We start from the raw sequence: 23,919 nt of genomic DNA, 5'->3' as shown, positions 1-23,919 counted from the left end.
CCGACATCACCACGCACCGACAACTCGGGGGAGGGGGCGGGCTAGGTGACCTTCTGGGAGTCGGTGAGGTAGCCGGCGAGGGTGGTCATCCAGGCGGCCTGCTTGCCCCACGACAGCGGCTCGAACTTCCACGGGTGGACCTGGCCGGCCTCCGCGGCGGGGAGCTCGGCGAACGTCGGCTGCTTCTGCAGGGCGGCGGCGTCCATGGCGCGCAGCGAGTACAGGACGACGTCGCTCCGGTAGGTGTCGACGTTCTCCCAGCTGAGCAGGTCCCAGTAGTACTCGTCGTCCGCGACGTCGGGGTAGGCGACGCCGAGGCTCGTGTAGTAGTCGAGCGCCGGGTCGGCCGGGGCCTGGGCGACGTAGAGGCCCTCGGTGTCGTAGCCCGCGACGGCGAGGACGGTGACGCCCGAGCGAGCCGCCTTCGTGAGCGCCGTGGCCGCGGCGTCGTAGTCCTTCTTCTTGCGCGCATTGGCCCGGCTGGTCAGGTCGGCGCCGAGCGACGCCGCGAGCTCGGAGTTGCGGACGACGACGTCCTTGCCGTTGCCGCCCATCTCGATCGCGACAATCGGCGCGATCTGCGACAGCGTCTCGATCTGCTTCTCGTCCTTGAACCCGTAGAGCAGCACGCCCTCGACGGTGCCGCCCAGCTCCTCGGGGTAGACGTGCGTGACGATCAGGTCGGGCTTCAGCGCGGCGAGCTTCTCGGCGTCGATCTCGCCGTAGGTGACGCCGACCTCGGTGACGCCGCTCGTGTCGAAGCCCTCGAACTGCGCGTCGTCCTTGATCGAGAGCATCCCGAACGTGCCCACCGGCTCGATCCCGAAGTCCCACAGCGCCGCGACCGCGTCGCCCAGCCCGACGATGCGCCGGGGCGTGGCGTCGAGCTCGACGGTCTCGCCCCGGTCGTCGGTGAACGACCACGGGCCGGTGTCGGCGGACCCGGCGGCGTCGTCGGACGACGAGCCGCAGGCGGGGACGGCGAGGACGGCGGCGGTGGCGAGGCCGCCGAGCAGGAGGCTGCGGCGGCGCAGGGGGGAGGCAGGGGGCATGACGGGGGCTCCTGGGTGGTGAGATCGCTAAGGCCAGGCAACCCTAACCAAGACCCGAGGAGCCCCCGGCGCGGGCCGCCTACCGCGAGACGAGCTCGGGTGCCGGGTCGGTCGACGGGGCGACGTCGGCGTCGGGCACCAGTCCGCCGGCACCGGTGTCGTCGGAGTTCAGCTCGACCAGCCGCTCGCGGGTGAACCCGAAGAAGTAGGTGAGCAGGAAGCCCGAGGCGTACGCGATGATCTCGCCGATGCCGTAGACGAGCATCGCGGTGCCGATGCCCTGGTTGCCGTTGAGCAGCGGGAACATCGCCCACCCGCTCGGGCCGATGGCGCTGGAGCCGACCGTCGTGCCCAGCATGTTCATCGTGCCCATGAACCCGCCCGCGATCGCGCCGCCCGCGCAGGCGGTGATGAAGGGCCGACCGAGGGGCAGCGTGACGCCGTAGATCAGCGGCTCGCCGACGCCCAGCAGCCCCGCGGGGACGGCCGACTTGATCGTGCGACGGATGGACGCGTTGTTCTTCAGCCGGACGAACACCGCGATCGCCGCGCCCACCTGGGCCGCGCCGGCCATCGCCAGGATCGGGATGATGACGGTGTACCCGTCCTGCTCGATCAGCGTCGTGTGGATCGGGATCAGTGCCTGGTGCAGCCCCAGCATCACCATGGGGAGGAACAGGCCCGCCATCAGGAACCCGGCGAACGGGCCGCCGTTGGCGAGCAGCCAGGTGACGGCCGTCGCGATCGCCGTCGAGACCCAGCCGGCGAGCGACATCAGGACGAGCAGTGCCGCCAGGCCCGCGACGAGCACCGTCACGGTCGGGACGATCAGCATCGCGAGCGTCTCGGGCGCCCACCTGCGCGCCCAGCGCTCGACGTAGGCACCCAGCAGCGCCGCGAGCAGCGCGCCGATGACGCCGCCCTGCCCGGGGGCGAGCGTCTCGCCGAACACGGTGACGTTGGCGACGCCGGGGAACACGACGATGCCGGCGATCGCGCCGCCGAGCACGGCGGTGCCGCCGAACTCCTTGGCGGTGTTCATGCCGACGAAGACGGCGATGAGCGACAGGAAGCCCGAGCCGATCGCGGCGAGCAGTGGGGTGACGCCCGAGAGCCACGGGGCGTCGCCGCTCGTCACCAGGTTGGTGAGCACGCCGTTGACGCCGGCGATGATGCCGCAGGCGATCAGGGCCGGGATGAGCGGCACGAAGATGTTCGCGATGCGGCGCAGTGCGTTCTTGACGGGGGTGTCGTTGCGCTGCTTCTGACGGGCCCGCAGCGCCTCGCCGGACGCCGCGAGATCGGCCGCCGACGTGCCGCCGCCGGCGGGCGCCTTCGCGCGCTCGCGGTCCATCGCGTCGGCGACCTTGTCGACCAGGCCGGGGCCGAGCACGACCTGGACGGTGGGGCCGGGCACGACGGCGAGCACGCCCTCGGTGGCCTGGAGCGTGTCGGCGTCGACGCGGGTCTCGTCGGCGACGTCGACGCGCAGGCGGGTGATGCAGTTCTCGACGTCGCGGACGTTGGAGCCGCCACCGAGGGCGGCCAGCACGTCGCGGGCGATCTGGTCGGGGGTGGGCATGGCGGTCAGTCCTTCGTCGTCGTGGTGGTGAGGGAGTCGAGGGCGGCGCGCAGCACGCCGTCGTGGTCGTCGAGGGCGGTGCGGGCCGTGCGGGCGTCGACACCGCCGGTGAGGACGGCGATCGCGACCTTGACCTCGCCGTCGGACGCGGCCATCGCGGCGTCGACGTCGGCGTCGGACGCCCCCGTGGCCTCGCGCACGATCCGCCAGGAGCGGGCGCGCAGCTTGTCGTTGCTCGCGCGGAGGTCGACCATCAGGTTGCCGTAGGTCTTGCCGAGCCGGACCATCGTCAGCGTCGAGAGCAGGTTGAGCACCAGCTTCTGCGCGGTGCCCGACTTCAGCCGCGTGGAGCCGGCCACCACCTCGGGGCCGACCACCACCTCGAGCGCGACGTCAGCGGCCGCGCCGAGCGACGACCCGGCGTTGCAGGACAGGCCGACGGTGAACGCGCCGGCCTCGCGGGCCGCCCGGACGGCGCCGATCGCGTACGGGGTGCGTCCGCTGGCGGAGATGCCGACGACGGTGTCGTGCGGGCCGACGTGCTGCGCGAGGACGTCGCGTCCGCCCTGGTCGCCGTCGTCCTCGGCGCCCTCGACCGCGGTGGTGAGCGCGACGGTGCCGCCGGCGATCAGGCCGACCACCCGGCTCGGGTCGGTGTCGAACGTCGGCGGGCACTCGCTCGCGTCGAGCACGCCGAGACGTCCGGCGGTGCCGGCGCCGGCGTAGACCAGCCGTCCGCCCTGACGCATGCCCGCGGCGATGCGGTCGACGGCCCCGGCCAGCGCGGGCAGCACGGCCTCGACGGCCGCCGGGACGGTGGCGTCGGCGGCGTTCATCAATCGCGCCGCGTCGAGCGTGCCGAGCGCGTCGAGGCCCGCGAACTGGCTGCCGACCTCCTCGGTCGAGAGCGTGCCGAGCGCGTCGCGCAGCTCGGTGTCGAGCAGGGGGGAGGTCATCGGTCTCCTCGGTCGGGGTGGCGGGGACGCAGCGCGTCCCACGAGGCGGTGAGCAGGGGCTCGGCGACGTCGTACGTGCGCTGGACGACGGCGACGAAGAGCACGTCGACGACGTAGAGCTGGGCCGAGCGGCTGGTCATGGCGGCGGGGCGGAAGGCCGACTCCGACCCGGCGACGGTGACCAGCACGTGGTCGGCCGCGCGGGCGAGGTCGGAGTCGGGACGCGAAGTGACCGCGACGGTGGTGGCGCCGCGCTCGGCGGCCCGGCGGACGGGGTCGACGACGTCGACGGTGCCCCCGGAGTGGGAGAACGCCACCACCACGTCGCCGGGACGCACGGCGACGGCCGACGTCACGGCGTCGTGGTACTCGGTGAGCGCCGACGCGACCAGCCCGGCGCGCTCGAGCTTGCGGGCGAGGTCGGTGGCGACGATGCCGGACGCGCCGACGCCCACGACGAGCGTGCGGCGGGCTGCGGCCACCGCGGTGACGACCGCCGCCACCGCGCCGTCGTCGAGCGCGGCCGACGTCTCGCGCAGCGACGCCTCGAGGTCGGCGAGCACCTTGGCGCGGACGGTCGCGAGGTCGTCGTCGATCGTCACGTCGCCGGCGACGTGGGCCGTGCCGGTGGTGTCCTGGCCGCTCTCCGCGGCCAGCGCGATGCGCAGCGCGGGGTAGCCGGTGAGCCCGAGCCGCTGCGCCAGCCGCGTCACCGAGGCCTCGCTCGTCTCGGCGGCGACGGCGAGGTCGGCGATCGGCATCCGGGCCGCGCGGTGCGGGTCGTCGAGCACGACGCGCGCGACCCGGGCGGCCTGCCCGGGGAGGTCGTCGACGAGCCTGCGCAGCGCCGGGATGACGGCGGGGGTGTAAGCAGGTTTCACGTCGATGGACACCAGGTGAAAGTAGATTTCTCACCGGTGTGACGTCAAGGGGTCTTGCCGGATCGTGACCGGGGTTCGTACTCTTGTTGCGCAAGCCGAACGCCGTTGCACAAGACGCAACAGTGGTCGCGAGGTCGCGGAGGTGTGGTCATGGCAGGTCGCAAGGTCGTCGTCATCGGGGCCGGGGTGGTCGGCGCGGCCGTCGCCGACGAGCTCACCGCGCGGGGCTGGACCGACGTCACCGTCGTCGACCAGGGTCCGCTGCCGCTGACCGGCGGGTCCAGCTCGCACGCGCCGGGCCTGGTCTTCCAGGCCAACGGCTCGCGGATGATGACCGAGCTCGCGCGCTACACCGTCGAGAAGCTGGTGGGCCTGGACGACGACGGCGACCCCTGCTTCCTGCAGGTCGGCGGGCTCGAGGTGGCCACGTCGCCCGAGCGGCTCGCCGAGCTGCACCGCCGCGCCGGCTGGCTGCACGCCAGCGGCATCGAGGCCACCGTGCTCGACGCCGACGCGTGCCTCGAGCTGCACCCGCTGCTCGACCCCGCCCAGGTGCTCGGCGGGCTGCACTGCCCCACCGACGGACTGGCCAAGGCCGTCCGCGCGGTCTCCGCCCAGACCCGTCGCGCCGAGTCGCGCGGGGCCACCCTGATGCCCGGCACCGAGGTGCTCGACGTGCTGAGCGAGGACGGCCGCGTCACCGGCGTCCGCACGAGCAACGGCGACGTCCCGGCCGACGTCGTGGTCTGCTGCGCCGGCATCTGGGGGCAGAAGATCGCCGCGATGACCGGTCTGACGCTGCCGCTCACGCCGCTGGAGCACCAGCTGGCCAGCACCGGCCCGGTGCCCGCGCTCGCAGGGCAGACCGAGGAAGCCGTCCGCCCGATCCTGCGCCACCAGGGCGCCGACCTGTACTACCGCGACGACCGCGACCGCCTGACGATCGGCTGGTACGGCCACCGCCCCATCCCGGTCGACGTGGATGCGCTGACGCGTCCCGGCGAGGGCGAGCACATGCCGAGCGTCCACGCGTTCACGCCGCCCGACTTCGCCGAGGCGTGGAAGGAGAGCCAGGCGCTGCTGCCGTGCCTGCGCGACGCGGAGGTCGCCGAGGGCATCAACGGCATCTTCTCCTTCACCACCGACGGCGGCCCGCTCGTCGGCGAGCACCCCGAGCTGGAGGGCTTCTGGGTCGCCGAGGCCGTGTGGGTGACGCACTCCGCGGGCGTGGGCAGGGCCGTCGCGGAGTGGCTGGTCGACGGCGTGCCGTCGGTCGACATGCACGAGGCCGACCTCGCCCGCTTCTGGCCGCACCAGCGCGGACCCGCGTACGTCACCGAGCGCGACTGCCAGAACTTCGTCGAGGTCTACGACCTGCTGCACCCGCGGCAGCCGATGGAGTCGCCGCGCCCGTTGCGGCTCAGCCCGTTCCACGAGCGCGAGCGCGAGCAGGGCGCGTTCTTCCTCGAGGCCAGCGGCTGGGAGCGTCCGCAGTGGTACGAGGCCAACGCCGGCGAGGTGGACGGCCGCGACGTCGCCAGGGCGGGGGAGTGGGCGTCGCGCTACTGGTCGCCCGTCGTCGGGGCCGAGGCGCAGGTGACGCGCGAGCGCGTCGCGATGTACGACATGACCGCGCTGACGCGGCTCGAGGTGTCGGGCCGCGGTGCGACCGACTTCCTGCAGGGCGTCGTCACCGGCAACATCGCCAAGTCGGTCGGCTCGGTGACCTACTGCCTGGTGCTCGACGAGCGCGGACGCATCCGCAGCGACGTGACGGTGGCCCGCCTGGCCAAGGACCGCTACCAGGTCGGCGCCAACGGCCCCCTCGACCTCGACCTGCTGGAGCGTCGGGCACCCGCCGACGTGTTCGTCCGCGACGTGACGCCCGGCTCGTGCTGCATCGGCCTGTGGGGCCCGCAGGCGCGCGCGGTGATCCAGTCGGTGTCGTCCGACGACTGGAGCAACGACACCCTCAAGTACTTCCGCGGCCGCGAGGCGCACGTCGGCATGGTGCCGGTGACGGCGCTGCGGCTGTCGTACGTCGGCGAGCTCGGCTACGAGCTGTACACGTCGGCCGACATGGGCGCCAAGCTCTGGGACACGCTGTGGGAGGCGGGCCGCGAGCACGGCGTCATCGCCGCCGGACGTGGGGCGTTCGACAGCCTGCGCCTGGAGAAGGGGTACCGCTCCTTCGGCACCGACATGACCTGGGACCACGACCCCTACGAGGCCGGCGTCGGCTTCGCGGTGCGGATGGACAAGGGCGACTTCACCGGACGCGACGCGCTGCTCGCGATGGACGCCGACCACCCGTCCAAGAAGCTGGTCTGCCTGACCTCGACGGACCCGCAGGCCGTCGTCATGGGCAAGGAGCCGGTGCGCCACGACGGCGTCGTCGTCGGCTACACGACGAGCGCCGCCTGGGGCCACACGATCGCGCGGGCCATCGCCTACGCCTGGGTGCCGGCCGAGCTGTCCGAGCCGGGCACGCAGGTCGCCGTGACGTACTTCGACCGCGACCTGCCGTACACGGTCACGGCCGAGCCTTTGTTCGACCCGACCATGACGCGTCTGAGGGGCTGAGCCGATGCGCACCAGCGAACGACTGCCCGGGCACCCGGACTTCCTGTGGGCCACGGCCGACCCCAAGAGCTCGTACGACGTCGTCGTCGTGGGCGGCGGCGGGCACGGCCTGGCGACGGCCTACTACCTCGCGGCCAACCACGGCATCACCAACGTCGCCGTGGTCGAGAAGGGGTGGCTGGCCGGCGGCAACATGGCCCGCAACACCACGATCATCCGCAGCAACTACCTCTGGGACGAGAGCGCCGGCATCTACGAGCACTCGCTCGGCCTGTGGGAGGGGCTGGAGGCCGAGCTCGACTGCGAGATCCTGTTCAGCCAGCGCGGCGTCATGAACCTCGCGCACTCCCTCGGCGACGTCCGCGAGGGCCGCCGGCGCGTCAACGCCAACCAGCTCAACGGCATCGACGCGCAGTGGCTCGAGCCCGACGAGGTGGGCAAGCTCGCGCCCGTCCTCGACGTCACCGACCGACCGCGCTACCCGGTGATGGGGGCGACGTTCCAGCCGCGCGGCGGCATCGCCAAGCACGACTACGTGGCCTGGGGCTACGCCCGCGCGGCCGCGGCGCTCGGCGTCGACATCATCCAGGACTGCGAGGTGCAGGGCTTCGAGACCGACGGCGACACGGTCACCGCCGTGCAGACCTCGCGCGGACGCATCGCCTGCGGGCAGCTGGCGCTGTGCGCGGCGGGCCACTCCGGCGTGCTGGCCTCGCACCTCGGCGTCCGCCTGCCGGTGCAGAGCCACCCGCTCCAGGCGCTCGTCTCCGAGCTGCTCGACCAGGTGCTCGACACCGTCGTCATGTCCAACGCCGTGCACGTCTACGTCAGCCAGGCCCACAAGGGCGAGCTGGTCATGGGCGCCGGCGTCGACGCGCACCTCGGCTACGGCCAGCGCGGGTCGTTCCACGTCATCGAGGAGCAGATGGCCGCCGCGGTCGAGCTGTTCCCGGTGTTCGCGCGGGCGCACGTGCTGCGCACCTGGGCGGGCATCGTCGACGTCACGCCCGACGCGTCGCCGATCGTCGGGCACCTGGCGCAGTGGGCCAACGCGTTCGTCAACTGCGGCTGGGGCACGGGCGGCTTCAAAGCCACGCCGGGCATCGGGTCGGTGTTCGCCGACACCGTCGCGAACGCGACGCCCCACCGACTGGCCGAGCCGTACGCGCTCGACCGCTTCGTCACCGGACGGCTCATCGACGAGCACGGCGCCGCGGCGGTGGCGCACTGATGCTCACACTCCCCTGCCCCCACTGCGGGCCCCGCGACGAGACCGAGTTCGGCTACGGCGGCGAGGCCGGCATCGCCTACCCCGAGCGCCCCGCCGACCTCGACGACGCCGCCTGGGCGGAGTACCTGTTCCTGCGCGCCAACCCGCGCGGCTGGTTCACCGAGCGCTGGGTGCACCGCGCCGGCTGCCGCCAGTGGTTCACCGTCCGGCGCCACACCGTGACCAACCAGGTCGAGCCGACCATGGAGGAGGCCCGATGAGCAGGCGGCTGCCCAGCGGCGGGACGCGCATCGACCGCTCGCGCCCGGTGACGATCAGCATCGACGGCCAGGACGTGCCCGCGTTCGCCGGCGACACCCTCGCGTCGGCCCTCCTCGGGGCGGACGTGCGGCTGGTGTCGGCGGGCATCTACACCGGGCGCCCCCGCGGCGTCATGGGCGTCGGCGCCGAGGAGTCCAACGCGTTCGTCCAGGTGACGTCCGGTCCGGGCGAGCCGATGGTGCGCGCCACCGAGCTGGAGGTGCACGACGGGCTGTCCGTCGAGCGCATCGCCGGGCGCGGCTGGCTGCCCGAGGGCATCGACCACACCCGCTACGACAAGGTCTGGGCGCACTGCGAGGTGCTCGTCGTCGGCGGCGGCGAGGCCGGCGTCACCGCGGCGCTCGAGGCCGCGGCGCGCGGCGTCCGCGTCGTGCTCTGCGACGACCGCCCCGCCCTCACCGACCCACGCGCGGGCGAGCTCGTCGCCCTGCCCGACGTCCGGGTGCTGACGCGCACCACGGTCGTCGGCGCGCACGACCACCACCACCTCGTCGCGGTCGAGCGCCGCACCGACCACCTCGGCGACGACGCCCCGCCCGACGTCGCGCGTCGCCGCCTGTGGCACGTCAAGGCCGCCGAGGTGGTGCTCGCCACGGGCACCCAGGAGCGTCCGCTCGTGTTCCCCGACAACGACCGGCCGGGTGTCATGCTCGCCGGCGCGGCCGCCACCTACGTGCGTCGCTACGGCGTGCTGCCCGGCGAGCGTGGCGTCGTCTGGGTGGCGCACGACGACGGGCTCGCCGACGCGGTCGCGCTGGCCGACGCCGGCGTCGAGCTGCTCGCCGTCGCCGACGTCCGCACCGACGTCACGCCCGCGCTGGCCGACGCGCTCGCCGAGCGCGGCGTGCCGCTCGTGCTCGGCGCCGAGGTGGTGGGCACCGACGGCGACGACGACGGGTTCCTGGCGCGCGTGCACCTGCGCGGCCCGGACGGCGTCACCACCCACGACGCCGACCTGCTCGCCGTGAGCGGCGGCCTCAACCCCGCCGTCCAGCTCTGGAGCCAGGCGGGCGGGAAGCTGTCGTGGTCGTCCGAGGCCGCGGGCTTCGTCCCGGCCGCGGCGCCGCCGGACTCGGCGTACCCGCTGAGCGTCGTGGGTTCGGCGCTCACCGGTGCGTCCGGTGCGGTGACGCCGCCGGCCACGTGGTTCTGCGGCGAGATCGACGGCGCCGACGCCGAGCACGTCTACCTCGACCCCCAGCGCGACGCGACGCTCGCCGACGTCCGGCACGCCCACCTCGCCGGCCTGACGAGCGTCGAGCACGTCAAGCGCTTCACCACCATCGGCACCGCGTCCGACCAGGGCCGCGGGTTCGGCGTGCTGACCGTCGGGGTGCTCGCGCAGGTGCTCGGCCGTCCGATCACCGAGGTCGGCACCACCACCTACCGGCCGCCGTACACGCCGCTGCCGTTCGGGCTCCTCGCCGGACGCGACCGCGGCGCGCTGAGCGACCCCGTCCGCGTCACCGCGATGCACGACCGCCACCTCGCGGCCGGCGGCCCGCTCGAGGACGTCGGGCAGTGGAAGCGCCCCTGGTACTTCCCGCAGCGCGGCGAGAGCATGCACGACGCGGTGCTGCGCGAGTGCCGCGCGGTGCGCGAGGACGTCGGGATGATGGACGCGTCCACGCTCGGCAAGATCGTGTGCCACGGCGCCGACGTCGGCGAGATGCTCGACCGCGTCTACACCGGGCTGATGTCGTCGCTCAAGGTCGGCAAGGTCCGCTACGGCGTGATGTGCGGCCCCGACGGCATGGTCGTCGACGACGGCACCGTCGCCCGGCTCTCGGACGACGAGTGGCTCGTCACCACCACCACCGGCAACGCCGCGTCCGTGCTCGACTCGCTGGAGGAGTGGCAGCAGACCGAGTGGCCGCACCTGGACGCGCGGTTCACGTCCGTCACCGAGCAGTGGGCGGTGGTGGCGCTGGCCGGGCCGCGATCGCGCGAGGTGCTGGCCGGGCTCGCGCCCGACCTCGACGTGTCGAACGAGGGCTTCGGGTTCATGGAGTGGCACGACGCGTCCGTCGCCGGGTTGCCCGTCCGCGTCATGCGGATCTCGTTCTCCGGCGAGCTGGCCTACGAGCTGCACGTGCCCGCTGCCTGGGGCGGAGCGTTGTGGGACGCGGTGGCCGCGGCGGGCGGCGTCACGCCGTACGGCACCGAGACCATGCACGTCCTGCGCGCCGAGAAGGGCTACCCGATCGTCGGCCAGGACACCGACGGCACCGTGACGCCCGTCGACCTCGGCATGGCCTGGGCGATCTCGCCCAAGAAGGTCCGCGAGGGACGCGACTTCGTCGGCGCGCGCTCGCTCGTCCGCGACGAGGCCAACCGGCCCGACCGCCGCCACCTCGTCGGGCTCGTGCCCGTCGACGGCTCGACGGCCATCGCCGAGGGCTCCCAGCTCGTCGACGCCGGCGCCGACCTGGCCGCGGTGCCCGTCCCGATGCACGGCCACGTGACGTCGGCGTACGCGTCGGTGGCGCTCGGCACCCCGTTCGCGCTCGCGCTGCTCGACGGCGGCCGCGACCGACTCGGCGAGGAGCTCGACGCCGTCGACCTCCGCGTGCCGGTGCGCGTCCGCGTCACCGAGCCCGTGCCCTACGACCCCGAAGGAGCCCGACGTGACGGCTGAGGCGCTGGCGCTGCGAGAGGGCCCGCTCGGCGGGGAGCGGCTCGACGTCCACGGCCCGGCGCCGAGGATCGTCGACGAGCCGTTCCGCACGCTCGTCGACGTCCGCGGCGCCGACGTGGCGCCCGTCGTCGACGGTGCGCACACCTGGCAGCTGGGGCCGCGGTGGTGGCTCGTCGACGCCCCGGACGCCGGCGTCGTCGCGCTCGAGTCGCCGCTGGCCGCGTCGCTGCGGGCGGAGCACCCGGGCTGCAGCGTCGTCGACGTGTCGTCGCTGCGGACGGTGTTCGTGCTGACGGGCGCCGACGCGCGTGCCGTCCTCGCGCACGGCTGCTCGCTCGACCTCGACCCGCGCGTGGTGCCCGTCGGCGGGTGCGTGCAGGGCATGCTCGCGCAGACCCAGGTGTCGATCGGCCGCACGGACGAGGACGCCCTGCGCGTCCACGTGCGCGCGTCCTTCGCCCGTCACCTGGCGGCCTGGCTCCGCGACGCCGCCGTGGAGTATCTGTAGTGGCGTGCAGCTGACGCAGACGTTCGACTGGCGGGGACGCGAGGTCCGGTGGGACCGGCTGGGCGCGGGCCCGCCGGTCGTGATGTGCCACGGCACCCCGTGGTCGTCGTGGCTGTGGCCGCCGTACGCGCGGGCGCTCGCCGCCGACTTCACCGTGCACCTGTGGGACATGCCCGGGTACGGCCAGTCGTCGATGGACCCGGCGCACGACGTCGACCTCGGCACCCAGGGCGAGTGCCTCACCGCGCTGCTCGACCACCTGGGGCTGGAGCGTCCGCACGTGGTCGCCCACGACGTCGGCGGCGCGGTGGCGCTGCGCGCGACGCTCCTGCACGGCGCCGCCTACGCGTCGCTGTGCCTGGTGGACGTGGTGGCGCTGCGGCCGTGGGGGTCGGACTACTTCCGCCTCGTGCAGGACCACGCCGACGTGCTCGCCGCGCAGCCACCGGCCGTCCACCGAGGCGCGCTCGAGGCGTACGTCGCCGGCGCGAGCCACCGCGGGCTGCGTCCCGACGAGCTCGCCGCCCTGGTCGACCCCTGGACGGGGGAGCGCGGGCAGGCGGCGTTCTACCGCCAGGTGGCGCAGGCCGACGAGCGGTTCACCGACCGCGTCCAGGACCGGTACGGCGAGCTCGACCTCCCCGTCCACGTCGTGTGGGGCGAGGAGGACGCCTGGATCCCTCTCGACCGCGCCTTCACCCTCGCCGAGACCATCCCCGGCTCGACCCTCACGACCATCCCCGGCGCCGGCCACCTCGTCCAGCTCGACGCCCCCGTCGCCCTCGCCGTCGACCTGCAGCGGTGGCTGTCGTCCCAGGTCGCCGGCGGCTACCGCACCACGTAGGCGAGGAACACGTCGAGCGTCGTGGTGTCGTCGCCCGGGTCGATGCCGAGCTCCTTCAGCGTGCGGTCCGTGTGACCGCCCCCGCCGGTGACCGCGTCGCCGAGCCCCACCTCGCGTCCGTCGAGCACCCGCAGGACGAGCGGGTCGTCGCTCACGAGCGTCACTCCGGCAGGCAGCCACACGACGACGCCACCCACCCCGAGGTAGCCGTCGACGTCGGTCAGCACACCGCTGAGCGCCGCCTCCATCCCGCCACCCATGGGCGGCGCGACGAGCACCCGCGGCCCCGCGGGCGTCGTCAGGCAGACGGCACCGTCCACGCCCAGCCCCACCCCGTCCGCCGGATCGGCGAGCGCGAGCTCGTCCTCCCGCGACCTCTGTCCCATGGACCCGCACGCTAGTGCGCGAGATACGGGTTCTGCACCAGGATCGACCTCGCGGTGGTGCAGAACCCGTATCTCGGCGACGCCTCGGGGGTGCACCTACGCGCGGAGCTCCTTCTCGAGCGGGGTCCAGCGGCGGGCGCGGGCCTTGAGGCGGACGTCGCCGAGGAGGGCCTGGAGCCGGGCGGCCTCGGCGTCGACGGCGGCCGACGTCTCGGAGCCGACGTCCTCGAGCAGCATGGTGGCGACCTCGCCGTCGTCGCGGTGGGCCCAGCCGCCGACGATCCTGCCGTCGGCCCAGATGGTGGGGCCGGCGTTGCCGGTGGTGTCGAAGAGCCGGGGGCCGTGGTCGCCGAGGTAGTGCTCGCGTCGCTTCCAGCCCATCGTGGTGGGGTCGAGCGCGGGGAGCAGCGCCACCCACGGCTCGACGGGCTCCACCGGGTCGAGGTCGCCCGGCAGCGCGAGCCCGGGTGCGCCGTCGAGGTCGACGTCGACCGCCTCGACGGCGGCGAGCGCGGCACGTGTCCGCGTCTTGGTCCAGCCGCCCCACCACTGCAGGTCGTCGAGCGTCGCCGGCCCGAACACATGGAGCCAGCGGCGCGCCAGCTCGGCGGCGCCCTCGTCGGCCGTCCGCTCCGGTCCGGCGTCGAGGCGGGGGAGCGCCCAGCGGAACTGCGTGGACGTCCACCCGCCGCGGGGGCGGGCCCGCATCACGCGACCCTCGGCCGAGAGCATCGTCAGCACCCGGCTGGCGACCCGTACCTGCGTGGCGTCCGCACGCCCCGCGCCGACCAGCACGTAGGTCGCCAGCCGCTCGTCGGCGGCGACGAGGTCGGCACTGGTCACCTCGGCGTCGCCGATGGCGGCGATCGCCGCGTCCTCGGCCCCGCGCAGCCAGGGCTCGGGGTCGTCGGTGACGCCCGACTCCACGAGCATCTTGAGCAGCAGGCGGCGCTGCTCCCTGGCGACGACGTCGGACGCACCCGCGTGGGCGTCGTCGACGAGGTCGGCCGGCACCGCGAACACCGTGCGGCGCATCGCCAGCACCCGCAGCAGGGCGTCGTCGGCCGGGACCGGGTCGTGCAGCGCCCGGTCGACCGCCGCGAGGTCGGGCTCGACCATGCGCGCGCAGGCCGAGAGGAACGTCGACGCGGGGTCGGTGCCGTGCAGGGCGACGACGGCGCGCGCGGTCTCCACCGGCCGGTCGACGCGCGTCGACGGTGCCAGCGCGTGCCGGCGACCGATGCGGGCGCGGCGCTCGTCCGTGCCGATGCGGGGGGCGGTCACGCGCGCGCCCGACGCTCGATCACCTTGGTGAGCCGGGTGCTCTCGCGGACGAGGAGCTCGGCGATGTCGCGCTTGTGGTCGCCGATGCGGAACGTCGGTCCCGAGACGCCGATGGCCGCGATGACGTGCCCCTCGGGCCCGCGGACGGGGGCGGCGATCGCGTCGAGGCCCGGCTCGAGCTCGCCCTGCGTCTCGGAGAACCCCTTCTGCCGGATCTTCTCCAGCTCGCGCTCGAGGGCGGCCCGCGTCGGGACGGTGTGCTCGGTGCGTCGCTCGAGGTGGCCGCGCGGCACCCGCAGCGCGCCCCACGCGTAGAGCACCTTGCCCAGGGCCGAGCAGTGGCCGGGCACGTCGACGCTCAGCCAGTTGGCGGCGCCGACGACGTAGCGGCTGTCGATCTGGGCGACGTGCTGCACCTCGTCGTGGCGCGGCACCGCGAGGTTGACCGTCTCGCCGGTCTGCTCGGCGACGTCCTCCAGCACCGGGTGCGCCATGGCGACGAGTCCGCCGACGCGGTCGAACCGCTGGGCGTACTCGGCGAACAGCGGCCCGCCCCGGTAGCCGCCGTCACGGTCGCGCTCGAGCAGCCCGCCGCGCTCCAGCGCGTTGAGCAGGCGCGACGTCGTGGAGCGCGCGAGGTCGGCCTCGCGGACCAGCTCGGTGTACGTCGGGGCCTTCTCCGCACCCACCACGAGGCGCAGCAGCGCGACGGCCCGGTCCAGCGCCTGGGTGCCCGTCGTCTCACTCATGTCCTGACATCCGGTTCCTCCCGAGTCGGTCCTGGTCAAGAGTTCCACGTCATGGAACCACACTTCCATCGACTGAGGGTAGGGTCCGGCTTCGAGATCGGCGTCGTCGCCTGCAAACACGGGTGACACCGGCGATCTGTGAACACGATGAAAATTCTGAGTTCCATGGCCAAAACACGCCGTGACGTCATTGACTTCGCGCGGGCGCGGGCCCCACCCTTCAGGTACACGCACCCCCGGTCAGGGTGCCGGCACGATTGAGGGATCGACCAGATGCTCCACGTCTGCTCCGTCGACGACGTCCCCCCGGGCGAGGGTCTGCGCATCACGCAGGTCTCGCCGCCCATTGCGGTGTTCCGCACCGAGGACGACGACTTCTTCGCCCTCGACGACACCTGCACCCACCAGGACGCGTCCCTGGCCGACGGGTGGCTGGAGGACTGCTGGGTCGAGTGCCCGCTGCACGCCTCCAAGTTCGACCTGCGCACCGGCCTGGTCGACGAGCCGCCGGCCAAGCGCCCCGTCCGCACCCACGAGGTCGTCGTCACCGACGGCGAGGTCTGGGTGACCCTGTCCACCGAGACCCCCAACCTGCCTCCCGGCGTCGAGGTGGTGGCCTGATGGGCACGCGCATCCGCACCGTCATCATCGTCGGCGCCTCGCTCGCCGGCCACGCCAGCGCCCGCGCGCTGCGCCGGGGTGGCTTCGACGGCGACATCGTCGTCGTCGGCGACGAGCTCAAGCGTCCCTACGACCGCCCGCCGCTGTCCAAGGACTTCCTGGCCGGACGCACCACGGAGGCCGACCTCGCGCTCGAGGCCGACGAGGAGGACCTCCGCGTCGAGTGGGTCCTCGGCACCCGCGCGGTCGCGCTCGACCCCGGCACCACCACCGTGACGCTGTCCGACGGCCGCTGGATCACCGGTGACGCCGTCATCGTCGCCACCGGCTCGTCCGCGCGCCGCCTGCCCACGGCCCTGAGCGGCGTCCACACGCTGCGCACCATCGACGACGCCGTCGCCCTGCGCGACGACATGCAGCCGGGCGCCAGGCTCTGCGTCATCGGCGCCGGCTTCGTCGGAGCCGAGATCGCCTCCACGGCCCGTGCGCTGGGCATGGACGTCACGGTCGTCGAGGCCGCGGCCACGCCGCTCGCCGGCCCGCTGGGCGAGCTGCTCGGCAACGCCGTCGCCGGTCTGCACGCCCGTCACGGCGTTCCCCTGCACTGCGGCACGCCCGTCGAGCGACTGCTCGGCAGCACGCGCGTCACCGGCGTCGAGCTCGCCGACGGACGCACGCTGCCCGCCGACGTCGTCGTCGCCGGCATCGGCGCCGTGCCCGCCGTCGGCTGGCTGGCCGACACTGGCCTCGACGTCACCCGCGGCCTGCTGTGCAACCAGGTCGGCGCCACCGCGGCCGCCAACGTGTTCGGCGTCGGCGACTGCTCGGCCTGGTACGACCCCGCCCGTGGCCACCACCACCGCGTCGAGCACTGGACCGACTCGCGCGACCGCCCGCGCATCACCGTCGACGCCCTGCTCAACGGCTACGACCCCGCCGCGCCCGCCACGCTCGGCGCGCCGTACTTCTGGTCCGACCAGTACGGCGTGCGCCTGCAGTTCGCCGGACGCCGCGTGGGCGACGAGTCCGTCACCTTCGAGGCCGGCAGCGTCGACGACGCCGACCTCCTCGCCGTCTACTGGCGCCACGGCAAGCCCGTCGCCGTCCTCGGCATGAACCAGCCCAAGCAGTTCGGCCGCTGGCGCCGCAGCCTCAGCCACGACCTCACCGGAGCCGCCGCGTGACCGCGACCCCCGACGCAGGCCCGGCCAACCGCGTCAGCGAGTCCCTGCTGCGCACCCTCGGTGGCCGCGCCTACGTCGACCCGGCCGTGTTCGACGCCGAGTGCGAGCGCATCTTCGAGCAGATGTGGTTCTGCGCGGTCCACGTCAGCGACCTGCCGTCGCCCGGCTCGTTCCGCACCGTGCAGGTCGGTCGCGAGTCGATCCTGCTCACCCGGTCGCGCCGCGGCGAGCTGCGCGGCTTCTACAACGTGTGCCGCCACCGCGGGGCGCAGCTGTGCACCGAGGACGCCGGGCAGGCGCGCCGCTCGTTCCAGTGCCCGTACCACGCCTGGACCTACGACTTCGACGGCAAGCTGATCGCCGCGCCCAACCTCACGTCCATGCCCGACGTGGGGCGCGAGGAGTACGGCCTGCGCACGGTCCACGTCAAGGAGTGGCTCGGCTACGTCTGGGTGAGCCTGGCCGACGAGCCCGAGTCGTTCGAGCACACCGTCGAGCAGGAGATCCTCGACCGCCTCGGCGCGATGTCCAAGCTCGAGGCCTACGACGTCGCCGAGCTGGCGATCGGCAGGCGCATCTCGTACGACGTGGCGGCCAACTGGAAGCTCATCATCGAGAACTTCATGGAGTGCTACCACTGCGCCACGATCCACCCCGAGCTCACCGAGGTGCTCCCGGAGTTCGCCGACGGCCTGGCCGCGCAGTTCTTCGTCGACCACGGCGCCGCGTTCGGTGACGAGATCCAGGGCTTCACCGTGGACGGGTCGGTGGGGCTCGACACCCTGCCGGGCATCGGCCAGGACCGCGACCGCAAGTACTACGCCATCACCATCAAGCCGCAGGTCTTCGTCAACCTCGTGCCCGACCACGTCATCGTCCACCGGATGTTCCCGCTGGCCGCCGACCGCACCCGCGTCGAGGTCGACTGGCTCTACCTGCCCAGCGTCGTCGAGAGCGGCGCCGACCTGTCCGCGTCGGTCGAGCTGTTCCACCGCGTGAACGAGCAGGACTTCGAGGCCTGCGAGCGCTGCCAGCCCGCCATGGCCTCACGCTCCTACGCCGCCGGCGGCGTCCTCGTCCCGTCCGAGCACCACATCGCCCTGTTCCACGACTGGGTCACGTCGCGTCTTTCCTGATCGCGCGTCCCTGCCGTCCGCGATCTGAAGCCTTCGAGGGGTTAAGGCGTCTCCTTGACCCCCACAAGTCTTCAGATCGCGGACGGAGGGGGCGGCGCTGAGGCCTGGCCCGGGCCTACGGGAAGACCACCACCCGGCCGCGGCCGAGGAGGAGGCGGGACTCGGCGTGCCACGCGACGGCGCGGGACAGGACGACGGCCTCGACGTCGCGGCCGGCGCGGACCATCTGCTCGGGGGTCATCCGGTGGTCGACGCGCACGACGTCCTGCTCGATGATCGGGCCCTCGTCCAGGTCGGACGTGACGTAGTGGGCGGTGGCGCCGATCAGCTTGACGCCACGGTCGAAGGCCTGGTGGTAGGGCTTGGCGCCCTTGAAGCTGGGCAGGAACGAGTGGTGGATGTTGATCGTGCGGCCCTCGAGCTGCTTGCTCGTCTCGTCCGACAGCACCTGCATGTAGCGGGCGAGGACCACCAGGTCGATGTCGAGGTCGTCGACCAGCCGGAGCATCTCGGCCTCGGCCTCGGGCTTGGTCTCGGGCGTCACCGGCACGTGGTGGAACGGGATGTCGTAGAGCTGTGCGAGGCGCTCGTGGTCGCGGTGGTTCGACACGATCGCGGGGATCTCGACGTTCAGGGCGCCGGTGCTGTGCCGGAACACCAGGTCGTTCAGGCAGTGCCCGAACTTCGAGACCATGACGAGGGTGCGGCACGGTGCGGACGAGTCGACGAGCGACCACGTCATCTGGTGCAGCGACGCCACCGACCCGAAGTCCGAGCGCAGCGCCTCGACGCCGCCGCCGTCGGCCTCGCCGGGGGCGCGGAACTCCAGGCGCATGTAGAACTCGTGGCCGAGCGGGTCGTCGAACTGCTGGGACTCCACGATGTCGGCCCCGCGCGCCTCGAGGAACGCCGCGACGGCGTGCACGAGGCCGGGCCGGTCCAGGCAGCGGATGGTGAGCACGTAGGTGGTCATCGAGGGCTCCCGTGTTCTGAATAGTGCTACCGTGTCGCGTCATGAGCAACAACGTGGAACGTGGCGCCGACTCTACCGCGAGTCCGGTCCAGTCGGTAGACCGTGCGCTCGCGATCTTGGAGATCCTGGCCGACGAGGGCGAGGCGGGCGTCACCGACATCGGCGCGCGGCTCGGCGTCCACAAGTCCACCGCGTTCCGCCTGGTGGCCTCGCTGGAGGCGCGCGGGCTCGTCGAGCAGACCGCCGACCGCGGCAAGTACCGCCTCGGCGTCGCCATCCTGCGGCTCGCCGCGGCCACCACGGCGCGTCTCGACGTGGTGCAGGAGGCGCGGCCGTTCGCCCGGCGCCTGGCCGCCGACACCGGCGAGACCGTCAACGTCGCCGTGCTCAACGACGGCGCGGCGCTCTACCTCGACCAGATCGCCGGCGCCTCGGCGCTGCAGCCGCACAACTGGGTCGGCCAGCGCGTCCCCCTGCACGCGACGTCCAACGGCAAGGTCCTGCTCTCGGGCCTGGAGGACGACCAGGTCCGCGCGGAGGTGGGTCCTGCGCCGCACGCCTACACGCCCACCACGGTCACCGACCTCGACGTGCTCCTCGGCGAGGTCGCGGGCGTTCGCGCGAGCGGGCACAGCGTGGTCGTCGACGAGCTCGAGCACGGGCTGACGGCGGTCGCGGCACCCGTCCGCGGCGTGCACGGCGACGTGGTCGCCTCGCTGTCGGTGAGCGGCCCGACGTTCCGCTTCGACGACGCCAAGCTCGCGCGCGCCACCGCGCTCGTCACCGCCGCGGCGGACGACGCCTCCCGGCGCCTCGGGCATCGACCATCTGGACGACCTGGGCCAACGTCATCGAACTGAAACCTCGAAATGCCCCGTCCGCGTCGTCGGACGTGGCTTACTGACCCTTACCGAACGGGACAGGAGCACCAGATGGCCGACCCGGCCCTGCACGTGAACGGTCTGTGGAAGGTCTTCGGACCTCGCGCCTCGCAGATCCCCGGCAGCCCCGACGCCGCCCTCGGCCGCGAGGAGCTGCGGGACAAGACCGGTTGCGTCGCCGCCGTCCGCGACGTGTCCTTCGAGGTGCAGCCCGGCGAGGTGTTCGTCGTGATGGGCCTGTCGGGCTCGGGCAAGTCCACGCTCGTGCGCTGCCTGACGCGCCTGATCGAGCCCACCGCGGGCGAGGTGCTCATCGACGGCGCCGACGTCGCCAGGATGTCGGCCGGCAAGCTGCGCACGCTGCGCCGCCGTCACGTCGCGATGGTCTTCCAGCACTTCGGGCTGCTGCCGCACCGCCGCGTCATCGACAACATCGCCTACGGGCTCGAGGTCCGGGGCGAGCGCAAGTCCAAGCGGCTAGCCCGCGCGCAGGAGATCGTTGACCTGGTCGGCCTGTCGGGCAACGAGATGTCGTTCCCCGAGCAGCTGTCGGGCGGCATGCAGCAGCGCGTCGGCCTCGGGCGGGCGCTCGCCGTCGACCCGTCGATGCTCCTGTTCGACGAGCCGTTCTCGGCGCTCGACCCGCTGATCCGGCGCGACATGCAGAACGAGGTGGTGCGCCTGCACCACGAGATGAACAAGACGATGATCTTCATCACCCACGACCTGTCGGAGGCGCTGCGCCTCGGCGACCGGATCCTGATCATGCGCGACGGCGAGGTGGTCCAGATCGGCACGCCCGACGAGGTCGTCGGCGCACCGGCCGACGAGTACGTCCGCGACTTCGTGGCCGACGTCCCCAAGTCGCACGTGCTCACGCTCAAGTGGGTGATGCGCGCGCCGCGCGACGGCGACGACCTCACCGGCCCGATGCTCCCGGCCGACACCAAGGTCCAGGCCGCCGCCCGCGAGGTGATCGGCTCCGACCTGCCCATCCGCGTGATGGACGGCCACCGGATGGTGGGCGTGGTCACCGACGACGACATCCTGCGGGTCATCGTCGCCGAGGAGTCGGTGTCGGCGTGAGCACGGCGGTGGAGCAGGAGGCGCCGGTGGCCCGCAAGGAGCAGCCGCCGACCGAGCCGCGCCCCGACCGCCGCCTGCCCGGACGCGGCCTGGCGCTCGGCGCGCTCGTCGCCGCCTGGGTCGTCGTGGGCATCGTGCTCAACGGCCGCCAGACGCTGACGGTCGCGCGGTCCGACCTCTCGCCGTTCGCCACCTGGGTCAACGACCTGCGCGACACCATCGACGCCGCCCGCGGCGACAACCCCGTCCTCGTCGTCCTCGACGGCCTCGCGACGGGCCTCAACACCGTCATCACCACGCTCCAGGGCTGGCTGAGCGACGCGCCCGCCGGGCGTCCGGTGCCCGAGATCGGCTGGCTCGGCGTCATCGCGATCGCCGTGTGGATCGTCCTGGTGGTCTCGGGGTGGCGCCTGGCGATCCTGTGCGCGCTGGTCTTCGGCGCGTTCGGCACCTTCGGCTACTGGCAGGAGAGCATCGACACGCTGATCGTCACCTTCGTGTCGGTCGCGATCGTGCTCGTCCTCGGCATCCCGCTCGGCCTCTGGATGGGCAACAGCCGGCGCGCCACCGCGGTCGTCACGCCGGTGCTCGACCTGCTGCAGACGCTCCCGTCGCTGGTCTACCTGCTCCCCATCACGCTGGTGTTCGGCATCGGCGGCGCACCGTCGGTCATCGCGACGCTGATCTACGCGCTGCCCCCGGTCGTGCGCATCACCGCGCAGGGCATCCGCGCCGTCTCTCCCGGCACCCTCGAGGCGGCCGAGTCGCTCGGCACCTCGCGCGGCCAGCGCCTGCGGGGCGTCCAGCTGCCGATGGCGCGCCGGACCATCATCGTCGGCATCAACCAGTCGATCATGGCGGCGCTGTCGATGGTCACGATCGCGGCCTTCATCAACTCGCCCGGTCTGGGCGTCCCGGTCGTCACGGCCCTGTCGTCGCTCGACGTGGGCACGGCGTTCACCGCCGGCGTGCTGGTGGCGCTGCTCGCCATCCTGCTCGACCGCGCGACCACCGCGGCGGGGGAGCGGACGCGGCTCGTCCGCACCGCGCAGCAGGTCAGGCAGCGCCGCATCGGCCTGCTCGTCGCGCTCGTCGTCGTCGGCGTCTGCGTGTACCTGTCGCGCCTCTACCTCGACCTCGCGCAGTTCCCGTCGTCGCCGGACCTCGGCGGCCCGGTCTCGACGGGCGCGCAGGCCGTCGCCGACTGGGCCAACGACAACGGCTCCTGGCTCACCCAGCCCATCTCGAGCGGGTTCACGAACGCCGTGCTCAACCCGTTCCAGGCCCTCGTCGCCGACACCCCCTGGTGGGCGACGGCGGTGCTGCTCGTGCTCGCGCCGCTGCTGGTGGCCGGGTGGCGCTCGGGCGTCGTCGCGCTGGTCTGCGTCGGCGTCATCCTCGGCGTCGGCGTCTGGCACGAGGCGATGGTCACCCTGGCCACCGCCCTGACCGCGACCGTCATCGTCATCGTCATCTCGCTGGTGCTCGGCGTGCTCATGGCCAACAGCCGCCGCACCGACCTCGTGCTCCGGCCGCTGCTCGACGCCGCCCAGACGATCCCGCCGTTCGTGTACCTCGTGCCGGCCCTGGCGCTGTTCGGCCCCACGCGCTTCACCGCCATCGTCGCCGCGGTCGTCTACGGCGCGCCCATCGCGATCAAGCTGATCTGCGACGGCATCCAGGGCGTCGCCCCCACCACGGTGGAGGCCGCGCGGTCGGTGGGCTCGAGCCGGATGCAGATCATCACCCAGGTGCAGCTGCCGATGGCCCGCTCGAGCGTCGCGCTCGCGGCCAACCAGGGCCTGCTCTACGTCTTCGCCGTCATCGTCATCGGCGGCTTCGTCGGCGCGGGAGGGCTGGGCTACCTCGTGGTCGCCGGGTTCTCCCAGACCGAGCTGTTCGGCAAGGGCGTCGCGGCGGGCATCGCCATCACCGCCCTGGCCGTCCTGTTCGACCGCATGACCCAGGGCTGGGTGTCCCGGGTCGACCCGCAGGAGTCCACCACCAAGGAGAACGCATGAAGAACGTGCGCCGGACCGGCCTGACCGTGTCCATCGCCGCGAGCCTCGCCCTCGCCCTGGCCGCCTGTGGGGGCGGTGACATCGACAGTGCCGGCTCGGACTCGTCGGGGGGCGACTGCACCGACACCGTCAACATGGCGATCAACCCCTGGGTCGGCTTCGAGGCCTCCGCCCACGTCGTCGGGCGCGTCATCGAGTCCGAGCTGGGCTGCAAGGTCGAGTACAAGAATCTCAAGGAGGAGGTGGCCTGGCAGGGCTTCGGCAAGGACGTCGACGTCGTCATCGAGGACTGGGGACACCCCGACCTGGAGAAGAAGTACATCGAGGGCGCCAAGACGGCCATCGACGGCGGGCCGAACGGCAACGTCGGTCAGATCGGCTGGTACGTGCCGCCGTGGCTCGCCGAGAAGTACCCCGACATCACGGACTACAAGAACCTCAACAAGTACGCCGACCTGCTCAAGACGTCGGAGTCCGGCGGCAAGGGCCAGCTGCTCGACGGCGACCCGTCCTTCGTCACCAACGACGAGGCGCTGGTCAAGAACAACGACCTGGACTACAAGGTGGTCTACGCCGGCAGCGAGGCCGCGCTCATCACCGCGTTCCGCCAGGCCGAGCAGGACAAGAAGCCGCTGCTGGGCTACTTCTACGCACCGCAGTGGTTCCTGTCCGAGGTCCCGCTGGTCAAGGTCGACCTGCCGCCCTACACCGAGGGCTGCGACGCCGACCCCGCCGCGATCAAGTGCGACTACCCCGAGACGCCGCTCAAGAAGATCATCGCCAAGGACTTCTCCGAGGACGGTGGCGACGCCTACACGGTGGTCAAGAACTTCAAGTGGACCAACGACGACCAGAACGTCGTGGCGAAGTACATCGCCGAGGACAAGATGGACGCCGACGCCGCCGCCGACAAGTGGATCAAGGCCAACCCCGACAAGGTGAAGGCCTGGCTCGGCTGACGTGAGGGCTCTCACGGGTCGCTAGCTGGAACAATCTCCGGGG

The 23,919-nt window shown here is 72.9% G+C and carries 21 protein-coding genes; 13 read left to right on the top strand and 8 right to left on the bottom strand.

Features of this window, described 5'->3' with window-relative positions:
• Positions 1-41: 41 nt before the first annotated feature.
• The 4 genes from ACI6PP_RS03100 to ACI6PP_RS03085 all read right to left on the bottom strand — a co-directional run bounded on the left by ACI6PP_RS03100 (position 42) and on the right by ACI6PP_RS03085 (position 4,483).
• Complete coding sequence (locus tag ACI6PP_RS03100) at positions 42-1,052, bottom strand: ABC transporter substrate-binding protein (RefSeq protein WP_421108998.1); 1,011 nt, start codon at positions 1,050-1,052, stop codon at positions 42-44.
• Positions 1,053-1,131: 79 nt separating this feature from the next.
• Complete coding sequence (locus ACI6PP_RS03095; RefSeq protein ID WP_421108996.1) at positions 1,132-2,634, bottom strand: PTS transporter subunit EIIC; 1,503 nt, start codon at positions 2,632-2,634, stop codon at positions 1,132-1,134.
• A gap of 5 nt (positions 2,635-2,639) precedes the next feature.
• Positions 2,640-3,590, bottom strand: a complete 951-nt coding sequence (gene murQ, locus ACI6PP_RS03090) for an N-acetylmuramic acid 6-phosphate etherase (RefSeq protein ID WP_421108995.1) — start codon at positions 3,588-3,590, stop codon at positions 2,640-2,642.
• The gene (locus ACI6PP_RS03085; protein ID WP_421108993.1) at positions 3,587-4,483 is read right to left on the bottom strand and encodes a MurR/RpiR family transcriptional regulator; all 897 of its coding nucleotides are present in this window, start codon (positions 4,481-4,483) and stop codon (positions 3,587-3,589) included. Before ACI6PP_RS03085 ends, murQ begins: the two co-directional genes overlap by 4 nt.
• Positions 4,484-4,621: 138 nt before the next feature.
• Between ACI6PP_RS03085 and ACI6PP_RS03080 the strand changes: the two genes are divergently transcribed.
• Genes ACI6PP_RS03080 through ACI6PP_RS03055 form a run of 6 tightly spaced genes read left to right on the top strand, consistent with a single transcriptional unit; the run spans position 4,622 to position 12,596 of the window.
• Entirely contained in the window at positions 4,622-7,054 is a 2,433-nt protein-coding gene (locus ACI6PP_RS03080; RefSeq protein WP_421108991.1) for a GcvT family protein, read from the top strand.
• A 4-nt stretch (positions 7,055-7,058) separates the two neighbouring features.
• Complete coding sequence (locus ACI6PP_RS03075) at positions 7,059-8,285, top strand: sarcosine oxidase subunit beta family protein (RefSeq protein ID WP_421108989.1); 1,227 nt, start codon at positions 7,059-7,061, stop codon at positions 8,283-8,285.
• Positions 8,285-8,545, top strand: a complete 261-nt coding sequence (locus tag ACI6PP_RS03070; RefSeq protein WP_421108987.1) for a sarcosine oxidase subunit delta — start codon at positions 8,285-8,287, stop codon at positions 8,543-8,545. The genes ACI6PP_RS03075 and ACI6PP_RS03070 overlap by 1 nt, the downstream gene beginning before the upstream one ends.
• On the top strand, positions 8,542-11,244 hold the full coding sequence (locus ACI6PP_RS03065; RefSeq protein WP_421108985.1) for a 2Fe-2S iron-sulfur cluster-binding protein: 2,703 nt from the start codon (positions 8,542-8,544) through the stop codon (positions 11,242-11,244). Before ACI6PP_RS03070 ends, ACI6PP_RS03065 begins: the two co-directional genes overlap by 4 nt.
• Positions 11,234-11,752 carry a sarcosine oxidase subunit gamma gene (locus tag ACI6PP_RS03060; RefSeq protein ID WP_421108983.1) on the top strand — a complete coding sequence of 173 codons (519 nt, stop codon included), beginning with the start codon at positions 11,234-11,236 and terminating at the stop codon, positions 11,750-11,752. Before ACI6PP_RS03065 ends, ACI6PP_RS03060 begins: the two co-directional genes overlap by 11 nt.
• A 4-nt stretch (positions 11,753-11,756) precedes the next feature.
• On the top strand, positions 11,757-12,596 hold the full coding sequence (locus ACI6PP_RS03055; protein ID WP_421108981.1) for an alpha/beta fold hydrolase: 840 nt from the start codon (positions 11,757-11,759) through the stop codon (positions 12,594-12,596).
• Here ACI6PP_RS03055 and ACI6PP_RS03050 read toward each other — a convergent pair.
• From ACI6PP_RS03050 to ACI6PP_RS03040, 3 genes are all read right to left on the bottom strand, one after another.
• On the bottom strand, positions 12,581-12,982 hold the full coding sequence (locus tag ACI6PP_RS03050; protein WP_421108979.1) for a hypothetical protein: 402 nt from the start codon (positions 12,980-12,982) through the stop codon (positions 12,581-12,583). The two genes, ACI6PP_RS03055 and ACI6PP_RS03050, sit on opposite strands and share 16 nt — an antisense overlap.
• 96 nt (positions 12,983-13,078) lie before the next feature.
• On the bottom strand, positions 13,079-14,266 hold the full coding sequence (locus tag ACI6PP_RS03045) for a winged helix DNA-binding domain-containing protein (protein WP_421108977.1): 1,188 nt from the start codon (positions 14,264-14,266) through the stop codon (positions 13,079-13,081).
• Positions 14,263-15,015 carry an IclR family transcriptional regulator gene (locus ACI6PP_RS03040; RefSeq protein WP_421108975.1) on the bottom strand — a complete coding sequence of 251 codons (753 nt, stop codon included), beginning with the start codon at positions 15,013-15,015 and terminating at the stop codon, positions 14,263-14,265. Before ACI6PP_RS03040 ends, ACI6PP_RS03045 begins: the two co-directional genes overlap by 4 nt.
• A 273-nt stretch (positions 15,016-15,288) precedes the next feature.
• On the opposite strand from ACI6PP_RS03040, the gene ACI6PP_RS03035 reads away from it, so the two are divergent.
• Genes ACI6PP_RS03035 through ACI6PP_RS03025 form a run of 3 tightly spaced genes read left to right on the top strand, consistent with a single transcriptional unit; the run spans position 15,289 to position 17,956 of the window.
• Positions 15,289-15,636 (top strand): bifunctional 3-phenylpropionate/cinnamic acid dioxygenase ferredoxin subunit, encoded by a 348-nt coding sequence (locus ACI6PP_RS03035; RefSeq protein WP_421108973.1) that lies wholly within the window; start codon positions 15,289-15,291, stop codon positions 15,634-15,636.
• Positions 15,636-16,820 carry an NAD(P)/FAD-dependent oxidoreductase gene (locus ACI6PP_RS03030; protein WP_421108971.1) on the top strand — a complete coding sequence of 395 codons (1,185 nt, stop codon included), beginning with the start codon at positions 15,636-15,638 and terminating at the stop codon, positions 16,818-16,820. Before ACI6PP_RS03035 ends, ACI6PP_RS03030 begins: the two co-directional genes overlap by 1 nt.
• On the top strand, positions 16,817-17,956 hold the full coding sequence (locus ACI6PP_RS03025) for an aromatic ring-hydroxylating oxygenase subunit alpha (RefSeq protein WP_421108970.1): 1,140 nt from the start codon (positions 16,817-16,819) through the stop codon (positions 17,954-17,956). The genes ACI6PP_RS03030 and ACI6PP_RS03025 overlap by 4 nt, the downstream gene beginning before the upstream one ends.
• 115 nt (positions 17,957-18,071) lie before the next feature.
• On the opposite strand, the gene purU is transcribed toward ACI6PP_RS03025, so the two are convergent.
• Positions 18,072-18,929 carry a formyltetrahydrofolate deformylase gene (gene purU, locus ACI6PP_RS03020; protein WP_421108968.1) on the bottom strand — a complete coding sequence of 286 codons (858 nt, stop codon included), beginning with the start codon at positions 18,927-18,929 and terminating at the stop codon, positions 18,072-18,074.
• 41 nt (positions 18,930-18,970) lie between these two features.
• On the opposite strand from purU, the gene ACI6PP_RS03015 reads away from it, so the two are divergent.
• The 4 genes from ACI6PP_RS03015 to ACI6PP_RS03000 all read left to right on the top strand — a co-directional run bounded on the left by ACI6PP_RS03015 (position 18,971) and on the right by ACI6PP_RS03000 (position 23,876).
• A complete protein-coding gene (locus ACI6PP_RS03015) occupies positions 18,971-19,789 on the top strand; it encodes an IclR family transcriptional regulator (RefSeq protein WP_421108966.1) in 819 nt (272 codons plus the stop codon).
• Between the two features lie 72 nt (positions 19,790-19,861).
• Positions 19,862-20,896: a quaternary amine ABC transporter ATP-binding protein gene (locus ACI6PP_RS03010; RefSeq protein ID WP_421108964.1), complete on the top strand. Its 1,035-nt coding sequence runs from the start codon at positions 19,862-19,864 to the stop codon at positions 20,894-20,896.
• On the top strand, positions 20,893-22,917 hold the full coding sequence (locus ACI6PP_RS03005) for an ABC transporter permease (RefSeq protein WP_421108962.1): 2,025 nt from the start codon (positions 20,893-20,895) through the stop codon (positions 22,915-22,917). The genes ACI6PP_RS03010 and ACI6PP_RS03005 overlap by 4 nt, the downstream gene beginning before the upstream one ends.
• Positions 22,914-23,876, top strand: coding sequence for an ABC transporter substrate-binding protein (locus ACI6PP_RS03000; RefSeq protein ID WP_421108961.1), 963 nt, complete (start codon positions 22,914-22,916; stop codon positions 23,874-23,876). The genes ACI6PP_RS03005 and ACI6PP_RS03000 overlap by 4 nt, the downstream gene beginning before the upstream one ends.
• The last annotated feature ends 43 nt before the right edge of the window (positions 23,877-23,919 follow it).

It is taken from the genome of Solicola agrisoli, assembly GCF_049059935.1.
Classification (GTDB): domain Bacteria; phylum Actinomycetota; class Actinomycetes; order Propionibacteriales; family Nocardioidaceae; genus JAURVT01.
Note: the sequence above shows the minus strand (reverse complement) of the source record. Positions and strands in the feature narration are given on the sequence as shown.

Coding starts and splice junctions, on each gene's coding strand:
- ACI6PP_RS03075 (WP_421108989.1), top strand. CDS start 7,059: ATGCGCACCAGCGAACGACTGCCCGGGCACCCGGACTTCCTGTGGGCC.
- purU (WP_421108968.1), bottom strand. CDS start 18,929: ATGACCACCTACGTGCTCACCATCCGCTGCCTGGACCGGCCCGGCCTC.
- ACI6PP_RS03065 (WP_421108985.1), top strand. CDS start 8,542: ATGAGCAGGCGGCTGCCCAGCGGCGGGACGCGCATCGACCGCTCGCGC.
- ACI6PP_RS03035 (WP_421108973.1), top strand. CDS start 15,289: ATGCTCCACGTCTGCTCCGTCGACGACGTCCCCCCGGGCGAGGGTCTG.
- ACI6PP_RS03095 (WP_421108996.1), bottom strand. CDS start 2,634: ATGCCCACCCCCGACCAGATCGCCCGCGACGTGCTGGCCGCCCTCGGT.
- ACI6PP_RS03015 (WP_421108966.1), top strand. CDS start 18,971: ATGAGCAACAACGTGGAACGTGGCGCCGACTCTACCGCGAGTCCGGTC.
- murQ (WP_421108995.1), bottom strand. CDS start 3,590: ATGACCTCCCCCCTGCTCGACACCGAGCTGCGCGACGCGCTCGGCACG.
- ACI6PP_RS03030 (WP_421108971.1), top strand. CDS start 15,636: ATGGGCACGCGCATCCGCACCGTCATCATCGTCGGCGCCTCGCTCGCC.
- ACI6PP_RS03010 (WP_421108964.1), top strand. CDS start 19,862: ATGGCCGACCCGGCCCTGCACGTGAACGGTCTGTGGAAGGTCTTCGGA.
- ACI6PP_RS03100 (WP_421108998.1), bottom strand. CDS start 1,052: ATGCCCCCTGCCTCCCCCCTGCGCCGCCGCAGCCTCCTGCTCGGCGGC.
- ACI6PP_RS03080 (WP_421108991.1), top strand. CDS start 4,622: ATGGCAGGTCGCAAGGTCGTCGTCATCGGGGCCGGGGTGGTCGGCGCG.
- ACI6PP_RS03070 (WP_421108987.1), top strand. CDS start 8,285: ATGCTCACACTCCCCTGCCCCCACTGCGGGCCCCGCGACGAGACCGAG.
- ACI6PP_RS03040 (WP_421108975.1), bottom strand. CDS start 15,015: ATGAGTGAGACGACGGGCACCCAGGCGCTGGACCGGGCCGTCGCGCTG.
- ACI6PP_RS03000 (WP_421108961.1), top strand. CDS start 22,914: ATGAAGAACGTGCGCCGGACCGGCCTGACCGTGTCCATCGCCGCGAGC.
- ACI6PP_RS03050 (WP_421108979.1), bottom strand. CDS start 12,982: ATGGGACAGAGGTCGCGGGAGGACGAGCTCGCGCTCGCCGATCCGGCG.